This is a genomic window from Streptomyces sp. NPDC004667 (genome assembly GCF_040609475.1).
Lineage (GTDB): Bacteria > Actinomycetota > Actinomycetes > Streptomycetales > Streptomycetaceae > Streptomyces.
The window spans coordinates 43706-55897 of sequence record NZ_JBEXKC010000001.1; the positions used below are offsets into that span (position 1 = coordinate 43706).

The window sequence follows — 12192 nt, forward strand, 5'->3', positions numbered from 1 at the left end:
AGGGGGACGGGCCGATGACCCTGCTCACGGAGTGGGAGATGGCGGGCCACCTGGCGGCCGCGCTCGGATTCGGGGCGGTCATCGGCCTGGAACGGCAGTGGCGGGCCCGGTTGGCGGGCCTGCGCACCAACGCCCTGGTGGCGGGCGGAGCCGCACTGTTCGTGCTGCTCTCGCAGTACGGGTTCCTCAGCACGGTCTCCGAGGTGAACTACGACGGCTCGCGGGTCGCCGCCCAGATCGTCTCCGGGATCGGCTTCCTGGGCGCCGGAGTGATCATGCGGGACGGGCTGAGCGTCCGGGGCCTGAACACGGCCGCCACCCTGTGGTGCTCGGCGGCCGTGGGCTGCCTGGCCGGGGTGGGCCTGTTCGTGCTGGCCGCCTGCGGCACGGCGGGCGTGGTGGGGGCGAACCTCCTGCTGCGCCCGCTGGGCCGGCGGCTCGACCGGGAGCCGCGCGGCGGGGCCGAGGTCGCCGTCGACTACCACTTCGAGGCGGTCTGCCTGGAGGCGGAGGAGGCCCACATCCGTCACCGGCTGGTCGACGCGCTCGGCCGGCCCGGCTACCTGCTGCGGGAGATCCGCAGCCAGGACGGCCCGGTGGCGGGGCGGGTGACGGTGTCGGCGCTGCTGACCGCCGAGGGCGAGGGGTGCCGGGCGCTGGAGGAAGCGGTCAGCAACCTCTCGCTCGACCCCTCGGTCTCGGCGGTCAGCTGGTCGGTGGTACCCGATCCCGCACTCTGACGGGGGCTACTTGAGCGTGGCGGAGGTCAATCCGGCCTGGATCTGGCGCTGGAAGGACAGGTAGACCACCACCATCGGGATGATCGCGATGGTCACGCCGGCGAACAGCACCGGCAGGTCCGTCTCGTACCCCATCTGCTGCTGGAGCTGGATCAGACCCTGGGTGAGCAGGTAGCGCTCGGGGTCCGAACCGCTCTGGGGCTGCATCAGCACGGAGGGCAGGATGTACTGGTTCCACTGCCCCAGGACATTGAATATCCCGACGCTGATCAGGCCGGGCTTGGCCATCGGCAGCATCACCTGGAAGAAGATCCGGGTGTCGGAGGCCCCGTCGATCACCGCCGCCTCGTGCACCGCCGTCGGCAGGGTGCGGAAGAAGGAGTGCATGAAGAAGACCGTGAACGGCATCGAGTAGGCGACGTACACCAGGATCAGCCCCTGGTAGCTGTTGAGCATGTCGAGCCGCTTGACCATGAAGAACAGCGGTACGAGCGCCAGGAAGACGGGGAACATCGCCCCGCTGACGAAGAAGTAGTAGATGAGGCGGTTCCCCCGGAAGGGGTACCGGGCCAGCACGTACGCGGCCATCGAGCCGAACAGCATCGTCAACGGGACCGAGAACACCATCACGATCACCGTGTGGGCGAAGTAGTCGCCGATGCCCTTGTCCCAGGCACGGGCGAAGGCGTCGAAGTGCCAGTTGGAGGGCCAGCTGAGGGCCGATCCGCCGATCTGGGCGTCGGTCTTGAAGGAGCCGAGCATCAGCCAGAACAGCGGCAGGACGATCAGTATCGCCCAGACGGCCAGGAAGCCGTGGGAGAAGACGTTGAGCGCCGTGCCGTCGGAGCGGCGGTTCCCGCCCTCCCCGGTGCGGCGGCCGTTGCCGCCGGAACGCTCCGCCGCGGCCTCGCCGGGCGCCTTGATCACTGTGGTCATCGTGTCTCCCGCTCAGAACTCGATGCGCTCGCGGCGGGTGGCGCGCAGCGTGACAAGGGAAAGGATCATGGTGAGGACCAGCATGACCACGCCCATGGCGCAGGCGTATCCGCTCTTGCCGAAGTAGAGGAAGTTGCGCATCAGCACGGTCGCCATGACCTCGCTGTGGTGGTCCGGTCCCCCGCCGAACCCGCCGGAGGTCATGGTCGACACCAGGACGAACATGTCCATCGCGGCGATGCCCAGGTAGACCGCCGAGGTCTGTACGGAGTCCCAGAGCAGGGGCAGCGTGACCTTGACGAAGGTCTGGGCCCGGCCGGCGCCGTCGAGCAGGGCGGCCTCGTAGATGTCCTTGGGCACGGACTGCATGGCCGCGGAGAAGAGCACCAGGTAGAAGCCGACGCCGTGCCAGACGACCACGAGCAGCAGGCACCAGAGCACCAGGTTCGGCTCGTTGAGCCATTCGACCGGGTGCGCCGGATCGACCAGCCCGAGCCTGATGAGGAAGCCGTTGAGCAGGCCGCCCGCGTCGCTGCGGTACACGGCGCCGAAGAGCACCGCGAGGATGGCGAGGGAGAGGACCTGCGGGAAGAAGTAGACGATCTTGTAGAAGGCGGAGCCCCGGACGCCCCGGACACCGCCCGCCCCGCTGCGCCCTCCCGCGTTCACCATGAAGGCGAAGAAGAGGGCGAGCAGGATGGTCAGCGCCGGGACGAACACCAGGAGCAGCAGGTTGTGCCACAGGGCGCCGAGGAAGACCTCGTCCTTCATCAGGGCCGTGTAGTTGTCCAGACCGACGAAGCCGAACGTCGGCGACTGGCCGGACCAGTTGGTGAAGGAGTAGCCGAACGTCTGGATGTACGGCCAGATGACGAAGGTCAGGTACAGCGCGAGGGGCAGGACGAGGAAACCGGCGATGAAGCCGACCCGCCGTCCGCTCGTGGCTACTTGGCTCATGGGTGTCCGTCCCTGGGACGCGGTGTCAGCTGCGGTGGTTGTTCTTGGCGCTCGGGTCCTTGGCGGCTTTGTCCACCGCGGCCTGGGCCCGCTTGATCCACTCCTTCGGCTGGATGCGCTTGGCCATCAGCTCGTTGGACGCGTCCTGGATCTCGGTGTCCATCGCGCTGTACCAGTCGGGGTACAGGAAGTTGAAGGTGTTGTCCCCGGCCGCCTTGAGCGCCGTCACCGCCGACTGGGTGCCCGGCCGCAGCTTGACGTTCGGGTCCACGCCGTCCTTGACCACGGTGAGCGAGTTGGCCTGCTGGGCGAAGAGCGTGGACCACTCGCGGGAGAGCATCGAACGGACGAACTCCAGGCCGCCGGCCTTGTTGGCGGCCTTCTCCGGAACGATGAAGGGCTCGCCCGCACCCGCCCGGATGGCCTCGAAGGGCAGCTTGCTGTCGGCCAGCAGCGGCACCGGCAGGAACTGCATGTCGAAGTCGGGGGGCGTCTGCTTGAGCTGCTCGTTCTCCAGCCAGGAGCCCGAGGGGATGAAGGCCGCCTTGTACTGGTTCCAGGCGGTCTGCGACTCCGTATGGGTGAGGCCGTTGGTGCCCGGCATCAGCAGTTCCTTCTCGACCACCTCGTACACGGCCTCGACCGCGGCGAGGGCGGCGGCGCTGCCCTCGAAGGCGTTCGGCTCCAGGTTGTCGATGGCCTTCATGGCCTCCAGACCGCCCTTCTTGGCGATCAGGTCCATGATGACGACGTTGATGTAGTACGGGTACTTGCCCTGGTGGGCGAGGCCGCCGAGGCCGGCGTCCTTGGCCTTCTTGCAGACGTCGAGGAACTCGTCCCAGGTCTTGGGCGCCGTCCAGCCCTTGTCCTTGAAGAGCTTGCCGGAGTACCAGAAGCCGAACACGGTGTACACGTAGTTGAGCGCGACGAACTTGCCGCCCTGCATCCCCTGCTCGACGGTGCCCGCGATCAGCGTGTCCCGGACCTTCTTGGAGGGGTCGTCGAGCGAGGGGGCGTCGAGCACCGGGGCCAGGTCGGCGAGCTGGCCGGCCTTGGCGAGGACGTCCAGCTTGATCTTCTGTGCGCCGGAGTTGTCGACGACGTCCGGGGGGTTGCCGCCGTTGAAGCGCGTCTGCAGCTTTCCGGTGATCTCCTGGGTGCCCAGGTGTTCGCTGGTGGTGCCCCACTTCTTGTCGAAGGCGGCCTCCCAGGCCTTCGCGTAGTCGTCGCCGAAACCGCCCTTGAAGACGACGACGTCGAGCTTGCCGCCCTTGGCGACGCCGAAGGGGTTCTCCTTGGTCACCGGAGCCTTGTCCGGACCCTTCGTGGAGCCGTCCCCACCGCCGGAGGCGCAGGCGGACAGGAAGCTCATCGTCGGTACCGTGATCAGTCCGAGTGCCGCGGAGCGCTTGATCAGATCGCGACGGCCGAGGCCCTCACCAGTGGATCCCATGCTCATGTCCTCGCCTTCGTCAGAAGTGTGAAGGAGGCCGGAAAACACGGCCGTTGCCGTGCATGCGGACGCACCGCAGGTCCCCGCCCGTCCCCCGGTCCGGAGCCGCTCGTGCCGCGGTGGGCCGGACGCGCACAGGTATAGTCCACTTCCGTTCATGTGAGCAAGATCATGCACACGGTTGTCCGTCAGCTTTTCCGAGTTGAGACCTCCCCGAAACCTGGCTTCCGGCCAAATAAGCGAAAGGGCCGTACCCCCTCGTCGGGGATACGGCCCTTCGGTGCCGCCGGAATCAGCGGCCGCGGGTTCAGCCGCGGATGAGGTTCCGCAGGACGTACTGCATGATGCCGCCGTTGCGGTAGTAGTCGGCCTCACCCGGCGTGTCGATGCGGACGACCGCGTCGAACTCCACACCGGTGTCGGTGGTGACCTTGACCGTGCGCGGGGTGGTGCCGGCGTTCAGCTCCTCCACACCGGTGAAGGAGAAGGTCTCCTCGCCGGTGAGGCCCAGGGAGGCCGCGGTGGCGCCCTCGGGGAACTGCAGGGGCAGGACGCCCATGCCGATCAGGTTCGAGCGGTGGATGCGCTCGTAGGACTCGGCGATGACGGCCTTGACGCCGAGCAGCGCGGTGCCCTTGGCGGCCCAGTCGCGGGACGAGCCCGAGCCGTACTCCTTGCCCGCCAGGATGACCAGCGGGATGCCGGCGGCCTGGTAGTTCTGGGAGGCGTCGTAGATGAAGGAGACCGGCGCGCCCTCGACGGTGAAGTCGCGGGTGAAGCCGCCCTCGGTGCCCGGCGCGATCTGGTTGCGCAGGCGGATGTTGGCGAAGGTACCGCGGATCATGACCTCGTGGTTGCCGCGGCGGGAACCGTACGAGTTGAAGTCGCGGCGCTCGACGCCGTGCTCCGTGAGGTACTTGCCGGCCGGGGTGTCGGCCTTGATCGCACCGGCCGGGGAGATGTGGTCGGTGGTGACCGAGTCGCCCAGCTTCGCCAGCACGCGCGCGCCGGCGATGTCGGAGACCGGGGTGGTCTCCATCGTCATGCCCTCGAAGTAAGGGGGCTTGCGGACGTAGGTGGACTGCGGGTCCCACTCGAAGGTGTTGCCGGTCGGGATCGACAGCGCCTGCCACTGGGCGTCGCCCGCGAAGACGTCCTGGTAGGACTTGCTGAACATGTCCTCGCCGATGGCGTTCGCCACGACGTCGTTGACCTCGGCCTCGGACGGCCAGATGTCCTGGAGGAAGACCGGCTTGCCCTCGGTGTCGGTGCCGATGGCGTCCTTGGTGATGTCCACCTTCATGGAGCCCGCGATGGCGTACGCGACGACCAGCGGCGGGGAGGCCAGGTAGTTCATCTTGACGTCGGGGTTGATGCGGCCCTCGAAGTTGCGGTTGCCCGAGAGGACCGAGGTGACCGCGAGGTCGTGCTCGTTGATCGCCTTCGAGATCTCCTCGTCCAGCGGACCGGAGTTGCCGATGCAGGTGGTGCAGCCGTACCCGACGAGGTTGAAGCCCATCTTGTCGAGGTACGGGGTCAGGCCGGCCTTGTCGAAGTAGTCGGTGACGACCTTCGAGCCCGGGGCCAGGGTGGTCTTGACCCACGGCTTGCGGGACAGGCCCTTCTCGACCGCCTTCTTGGCCACGAGCGCCGCGGCGACCATGACGTAGGGGTTCGAGGTGTTGGTGCAGGACGTGATCGCGGCGACGGTGACGGCGCCGTGGTCGATCTCGAAGGAGGTGCCGTCGGCCAGGGTGACCTGGGTCGGACGGGTCGGCACGCCGTTGAGGGCGGCCGGGGCGTCGGACGCCGGGAAGGACTCCTTGCCGGCCTCCTCGTCGTCGGAGACGTAGTTGCGCACGTCGACGGCGAACTGCTCGGCGGCGTTGGCGAGGACGATGCGGTCCTGCGGGCGCTTCGGGCCGGCGATGGAGGGGACGACCGTGGAGAGGTCGAGCTCCAGCTTCTCGGAGAAGTCCGGCTCGGCGGCCGGGTCCAGCCACAGGCCCTGCTCCTTGGCGTACGCCTCGACGAGCGCGACCTGCTGCGCGTCGCGGCCGGTCAGGCGCAGGTACTTCAGGGTCTCGCCGTCGATCGGGAAGATCGCGGCGGTGGAGCCGAACTCCGGCGACATGTTGCCGATGGTGGCGCGGTTCGCCAGGGAGGTGGCGGCGACGCCCTCACCGTAGAACTCGACGAACTTGCCGACGACGCCGTGCTTGCGCAGCATCTCGGTGATGGTCAGCACGAGGTCGGTCGCGGTGGTGCCGGTCGGCAGCTCGCCGGTCAGCTTGAAGCCCACGACGCGCGGGATCAGCATGGAGACCGGCTGGCCGAGCATCGCGGCCTCGGCCTCGATGCCGCCGACGCCCCAGCCCAGCACGCCCAGGCCGTTGACCATGGTGGTGTGCGAGTCGGTGCCGACGAGGGTGTCGGGGTACGCCTGGCCGCCCCGAACCATGACCGTGCGGGCCAGGTGCTCGATGTTGACCTGGTGGACGATGCCGGTGCCCGGCGGGACGACCTTGAAGTCGTCGAAGGCGGTCTGGCCCCAGCGCAGGAACTGGTAGCGCTCCTTGTTGCGGCCGTACTCCAGCTCGACGTTCTGCGCGAAGGCGTCCTTCGTACCGAACTTGTCGGCGATGACCGAGTGGTCGATGACCATCTCGGCGGGCGAGAGCGGGTTGATCTTCGCCGGGTCGCCGCCGAGCTCCTTCACGGCCTCGCGCATGGTGGCGAGGTCCACGACGCAGGGGACGCCGGTGAAGTCCTGCATGATCACGCGGGCCGGCGTGAACTGGATCTCCTCGCTGGGCTGGGCCTGCGAGTCCCAGTTCCCGAGCGACCGGATGTGGTCGGCGGTGATGTTCGCGCCGTCCTCGGTGCGGAGCAGGTTCTCCAGAAGGACCTTCAGGCTGTAGGGAAGGCGGGCGGCGCCTTCGACCTTGTCCAGCCGGAAGATCTCGTACGACTCGTCGCCCACCTGCAGCGTGCTGCGGGCGTCGAAGCTGTTCGCCGACACGACAGTCTCCTTCATGCATGATTTCGCGCGTATTACCGCAATCCTGCCGCGAGGCACTCTGGCCAATCCGCTAAGGTAAGGCTAAGTTAGGTAACCCTTACCGGCGGGACGGCTGCGGTACGTCTTGGGCAGATATCTCGATGTCGAGATAACTCTAGTACATGAGAGGGGCCCGGGACGAGGCACGCACCCTCAGCCCCGCCGGGACCGTCAGTCGGCCAGGCGATTCCGCCTGTCCGGATTCGATCAACTTGACCAGGGACGAAACCGCCGATTCAGCGATCCGCTCCGGATCGAAGGTGACGGTGGTCACGGAGGGTTCGTTCTCGGCGTACCCCGGATCCTCGCTGGCGCACACCAGCAGCAGCCCGCCCTCCGCCGGGCCTCCACCGGGAATCCGGATGCCGTGGCGCGCGGCGGCGGCCAGCACCTGCCGACCCCCCGGGTCGTACACGCAGTAGATGGCGTCGGGCCGGTCCGGCCCGGCGAACGCGGAGTCGAAGGCGTGCCCGGCGGCGTCATTGGGGTCGAAGGCGACGACGAGCGGGACCCGCCCCCGCTCGGCGCACCAGTGCTCATAGGCCGAGGTGACGGCCCCGGTGTAGAACTCCCGGCCGTAGCCCGCGTGCAGCGCGATCCGCCGGGCGCCGGAGGCCGCGAGGTGGTCCAGCACCTCGCGGGTGGTGGCGGTGTGGTCGTTGTCCACCCACACGTCCCCCGGGCGGGGATCGCAGGGGGGCCCGTCGAAGACCACCGGCAGGCCGCGCGCCCGCAGTGCCCGCAGCACCGGATCGTCGGCCGGGCTGTCGAGCAGCAGCAGCCCGTCGACCGCCAGGGTGTGCCACAGCGGCTCGGCGCCCCGGTCGGCGGGGAACGTGGTCAGGGCGTATCCGTGGGCGTGCGCGGCCGAGGTGGCGGCGATGAGCAGCCGGGAGAAGTAGGCGATCCGGGCGAAGTCCCAGGCGAACCCCGCGTACGTGGTCACCGCGATGCCGATGCTGCGGCCGTGCGGGCCGCGCCGGGCCCCGTACCCGAGGGCCCCCGCCACCTCGCGCACCCGGCGGCGGGTGGACTCGCCGAGACGGCCGGTGCCGTTGAGCGCGTGCGAGACGGTCGCGGTGGAGACCTCGGCGGCGCGGGCGATGTCGGCGAGGGTCGGACCGGGAACGGGCGCGGGTGCGGGCATCGGGGAGGACGCGGGGCCCGGAAAGGGGATGGGCACGCGGCCATCGTACGGATTTCGTCGCCCGGGACGGGTTCTGGTTAAGCCCTTAATCAAACAGCGTCCTGGCCACACCAACGTTTGGAGTGTGCATGCTGTCTTCTCCCGCGCCCCGCTCTCCGCAGTCCCCGCGCCCTCCCTCGTCCGCGCCGTCCCCCCTGTCCCGTCGGGGGCTGCTCGCCGCCGCCGGGGCCGCCGGCGCGGCGGGGCTGCTGGGCGCGGGGCCCGCCGCGGCCGCGTCCGCCGCTCCTTCCGGCGGGCGGGGCTCGGCCGCCCTGGTGGTCCGCAACGCCTCGGTGTTCACCGGGACCGCTCGCCGGGGGCCCGTACAGGCCGTCGCGGTCGGACGGGACGGAAGGATCCTGGCCACCGGGACCGATGCCGCGCTGCGGCGGTACGTGGGCCGCGACACCGAGGTGGTCGACGCCCGCGGCAACACCGTGATGAGCGGCATCCACGACGGCCACGTCCACCCGCTCGCAGCCGGGGAACGCTCGCTGTCCCCCTCGCTGGACGGCGCGGAGACCACCCGGGAGCAGCTCCTGGAGATCCTGACCGGCTTCCTCGCCGACACCGGCGGCCCCGCGGCCGAGCCCGACGGCTGGCTGGTGGTGGAGGACTGGAACCCGGTCGGGCTGCTGCCCGCCGGCACCGATCCGCACCACTCGGTGCTGGACGCCCTCCCGACGCGCCGGCCGATCGCCCTCGTCGGCGGCGACGGGCACAACCTGTGGGCCAATCAGCGGGCCCTGGACATCGCCGGGATCACGGCGGCCACGCCCGACCCGGTCGGCGGCAAGGTGGTCAAGGGGGCCGACGGGAAGCCCACCGGCGTGCTCAAGGACGACGCGCAGGCGCTGGTGAAGCGGCTGATACCGGAACACACCCGGGCAGAACTGACCGCGGCCTGCGCGAAGGTACTGGAGCTGGCGGCCGCGTCCGGGGTCACGACGATGATGGACGCCCTGGTGGGACGGCACGAGCTGGAGCTCTACCGGGCGCTCTCGGCGGCGGGCGCACTGCCGCAGCGGATCGTGCCCGCGATCCGGCTCTCGGCGGAGCAGGCCAAGGACCCGGCGGGCTCGCTGGCGTACGCGCGCGGCCTGCGGCGGGAGTTCGAGGGCGTGCCGGGGCTCCGGTTCGGGATGATCAAGGTCTTCCTGGACGGGGTCATCGAGTACCCGGCGCAGACGGCCGCCCTGCTGGACCCGTACCTCGACGGGCACGGGAAGCCGACCACGAACCGGGGCGAGCTCTACACCTCGGCGGCGGACTACGGCCGGCTCAGCGCCGCCTTCAACCGGGCGGGCTGGCAGATGCACGCCCACGGACTCGGAGACCGGGCGGTACGCGCCGCTTTGGACGGATACGCGTACGCCCGTCAGGTGACGGGACACCGGGACGCCCGCAACGCGGTGGCCCACCTGCAGATCGTGAACCCGGCGGACCTGCGGCGCTTCGCGCAACTGGGCGTCGCGGCGTGCCTGCAGCTCCAGTGGGCGACGAGGGACATCTGGACGCAGGAGGCACTGCTCCCCTACATCGGGCCCGAGCGGCACCGGTGGATGTACCCGGCACGCAGCCTGGAGAAGGCGGGCGCGCGGCTCACCGGCGGCTCCGACTGGCCCGTGGACGCCCTCCAGGCGTGGAACCAGCTGCGGACGGCGATCGACCGGCAGGGCGCCTCGGGGGCGGGCGAGCTGTACCGGGACCTGGAGGGGCTGAGCCGGGACTCGGCGCTGCGCATGCACACGTCGGGAACGGCGTGGCAGCTGCGCCAGGAGGAGCTGACCGGCACCGTCGAGGAGGGCAAGGCCGCGGACCTGGTGGTACTGGACCGGGACGTGACGCGCTGTCCGGTGGCCGACATCAGCGGGACGGGCGTACGGATGACCCTGGTCGGAGGCCGTGTGGTGCACGACGCCGACTCGCAGGCGGGGCGGGCGGCTTCGGCGCGCGCGGCCCGCGCCGCGGCGGCGGCGGCGCGGCCGGACGCGTACGCGACGGTCCACGGGGGCGGCAGGGGCCGGCACCACTCCTGCGGGCACTGAGGCGCGGACGGAGCCGGCCGGCGCGGGACCGATGACCCGTCCGGCCGACTCCGCGCGCACGGCGCGCGTTCCGGCCCCACCATGGGAGTCGGGCGGAAGCTGACGGTGGGTTACACCCGTCCGCCACACCCGGCGCGAGCCGAATCTCATATCTGAGATACGGTGCACCCATGGCAGACGACTACCTCGTACGCATCGGCAAGCTCATCCGTGACGCCCGGCAGCACCGCGGCTGGACGCAGAGTCAGCTCGCCGACGCACTCGGCACCAGCCAGAGCGCCGTGAACCGCATCGAACGCGGCAACCAGAACATCAGCCTTGAGATGATCGCCCGCATCGGGGAAGCCCTCGACAGCGAGATCGTCTCTCTGGGCTACGCCGGACCGATGCACCTGCGCGTCGTGGGCGGCCGCCGCCTGTCCGGTGCCATCGACGTCAAGACGAGCAAGAACGCGTGCGTCGCCCTGCTGTGCGCCTCGCTCCTCAACAAGGGCCGTACGGTGCTGCGCCGGGTGGCACGCATCGAGGAGGTCTACCGCCTCCTCGAAGTCCTGAACTCCATCGGCGTCCGCACCCGCTGGATCAACGAGGGCGTGGACCTGGAGATCGTCCCGCCGGCCCGTCTCGACATGGACGCCATGGACGCGGACGCGGCCCGCCGCACCCGCAGCATCATCATGTTCCTGGGCCCGCTGCTGCACCGGATGGACCACTTCCGCCTGCCGTACGCCGGCGGCTGCGACCTCGGCACCCGCACCATCGAGCCGCACATGATCGCCCTGCGCCGCTTCGGCCTGGACATCACCGCGACCGAGGGCATCTACCACGCGCAGGTCGAGGCCGGGGTCTCCCCCGACCGCCCGATCGTGCTGACCGAGCGCGGGGACACGGTCACCGAGAACGCCCTGCTGGCCGCGGCCCGCCACGACGGCGTCTCGGTCATCCGCAACGCCTCCTCCAACTACATGGTCCAGGACCTCTGCTTCTTCCTGGAGGCGCTGGGCGTCAAGGTCGAGGGCATCGGCACCACCACCCTCACCGTCCACGGCGTCCCCGTCATCGACGTCGACGTGGACTACTCCCCCTCCGAGGACCCGGTCGAGGCGATGAGCCTGCTCGCCGCCGCCGTCGTCACCGAGTCGGAGCTGACGATCCGCCGGGTGCCGATCGAGTTCATGGAGATCGAGCTCGCGGTGCTGGAGGAGATGGGCCTCGACCACGACCGCTCGGCGGAGTACGTGGCCGACAACGGCCGCACCCGCCTGGTCGACCTCACGGTCCGCCCCTCGAAGCTCGAAGCCCCGATCGACAAGATCCACCCGATGCCCTTCCCCGGGCTGAACATCGACAACGTCCCGTTCTTCGCCGCCATCGCCGCCGTCGCCCAGGGCCAGACCCTGATCCACGACTGGGTGTACGACAACCGGGCCATCTACCTGACCGACCTCAACCGCCTCGGCGGCCGCCTCCAGCTCCTGGACCCGCACCGCGTCCTGGTCGAGGGCCCCACCCGCTGGCGCGCGGCCGAGATGATGTGCCCGCCGGCCCTGCGCCCGGCGGTGGTCGTCCTCCTCGCCATGATGGCGGCCGAGGGCACCTCGGTGCTGCGCAACGTCTACGTCATCAACCGCGGCTACGAGGAACTCGCCGAGCGCCTCAACTCGGTGGGCGCCCAGATCGAGATCTTCCGGGACATCTGAGACACAGGACGTACCGGGACCGACCGGGACACGGTTGGTCGCCACGGACGAGGCCCCCTCGCTCTTCGCGGAGAGCGAGGGGGCCCCGTGCCGTTCGGGAGGGGACCGGTG

Annotated in this window: 8 protein-coding genes; 3 read left to right on the plus strand and 5 right to left on the minus strand. The window is 69.9% G+C overall.

What is annotated here, in order from left to right; all coding sequences use genetic code 11:
• The first annotated feature begins 14 nt into the window (after positions 1 to 14).
• Positions 15 to 740, plus strand: a complete 726-nt coding sequence (locus ABZW32_RS00175; RefSeq protein ID WP_356209102.1) for an MgtC/SapB family protein — start codon at positions 15 to 17, stop codon at positions 738 to 740.
• A 6-nt stretch (positions 741 to 746) separates the two neighbouring features.
• Here the strand turns inward: ABZW32_RS00175 and ABZW32_RS00180 are convergent, their stop codons facing one another.
• From ABZW32_RS00180 to ABZW32_RS00200, 5 genes are all read right to left on the minus strand, one after another.
• Complete coding sequence (locus tag ABZW32_RS00180) at positions 747 to 1676, minus strand: carbohydrate ABC transporter permease (RefSeq protein WP_356209104.1); 930 nt, start codon at positions 1674 to 1676, stop codon at positions 747 to 749.
• Positions 1677 to 1688: 12 nt separating this feature from the next.
• Complete coding sequence (locus ABZW32_RS00185) at positions 1689 to 2633, minus strand: sugar ABC transporter permease (protein ID WP_356209107.1); 945 nt, start codon at positions 2631 to 2633, stop codon at positions 1689 to 1691.
• A 25-nt stretch (positions 2634 to 2658) separates the two neighbouring features.
• Positions 2659 to 4092, minus strand: coding sequence for an N-acetylglucosamine/diacetylchitobiose ABC transporter substrate-binding protein (gene ngcE, locus ABZW32_RS00190; RefSeq protein ID WP_356209110.1), 1434 nt, complete (start codon positions 4090 to 4092; stop codon positions 2659 to 2661).
• A 301-nt stretch (positions 4093 to 4393) separates the two neighbouring features.
• The gene (gene acnA, locus ABZW32_RS00195; protein WP_356209113.1) at positions 4394 to 7108 is read right to left on the minus strand and encodes an aconitate hydratase AcnA; all 2715 of its coding nucleotides are present in this window, start codon (positions 7106 to 7108) and stop codon (positions 4394 to 4396) included.
• 154 nt (positions 7109 to 7262) lie between these two features.
• A complete protein-coding gene (locus ABZW32_RS00200) occupies positions 7263 to 8330 on the minus strand; it encodes a LacI family DNA-binding transcriptional regulator (RefSeq protein WP_356209115.1) in 1068 nt (355 codons plus the stop codon).
• Positions 8331 to 8422: 92 nt separating this feature from the next.
• On the opposite strand from ABZW32_RS00200, the gene ABZW32_RS00205 reads away from it, so the two are divergent.
• Positions 8423 to 10381: an amidohydrolase gene (locus ABZW32_RS00205; RefSeq protein ID WP_356209117.1), complete on the plus strand. Its 1959-nt coding sequence runs from the start codon at positions 8423 to 8425 to the stop codon at positions 10379 to 10381.
• 170 nt (positions 10382 to 10551) lie between these two features.
• On the plus strand, positions 10552 to 12081 hold the full coding sequence (locus ABZW32_RS00210; protein WP_030234828.1) for a UDP-N-acetylglucosamine 1-carboxyvinyltransferase: 1530 nt from the start codon (positions 10552 to 10554) through the stop codon (positions 12079 to 12081).
• The last annotated feature ends 111 nt before the right edge of the window (positions 12082 to 12192 follow it).

Excerpts from the sequence above, each read along its gene's own strand:
- ABZW32_RS00175 (WP_356209102.1), top strand. The coding sequence starts at position 15 with ATGACCCTGCTCACGGAGTGGGAGATGGCGGGCCACCTGGCGGCCGCG.
- ABZW32_RS00180 (WP_356209104.1), bottom strand. The coding sequence starts at position 1,676 with ATGACCACAGTGATCAAGGCGCCCGGCGAGGCCGCGGCGGAGCGTTCC.
- ABZW32_RS00185 (WP_356209107.1), bottom strand. The coding sequence starts at position 2,633 with ATGAGCCAAGTAGCCACGAGCGGACGGCGGGTCGGCTTCATCGCCGGT.
- ngcE (WP_356209110.1), bottom strand. The coding sequence starts at position 4,092 with ATGAGCATGGGATCCACTGGTGAGGGCCTCGGCCGTCGCGATCTGATC.
- ABZW32_RS00205 (WP_356209117.1), top strand. The coding sequence starts at position 8,423 with ATGCTGTCTTCTCCCGCGCCCCGCTCTCCGCAGTCCCCGCGCCCTCCC.
- ABZW32_RS00210 (WP_030234828.1), top strand. The coding sequence starts at position 10,552 with ATGGCAGACGACTACCTCGTACGCATCGGCAAGCTCATCCGTGACGCC.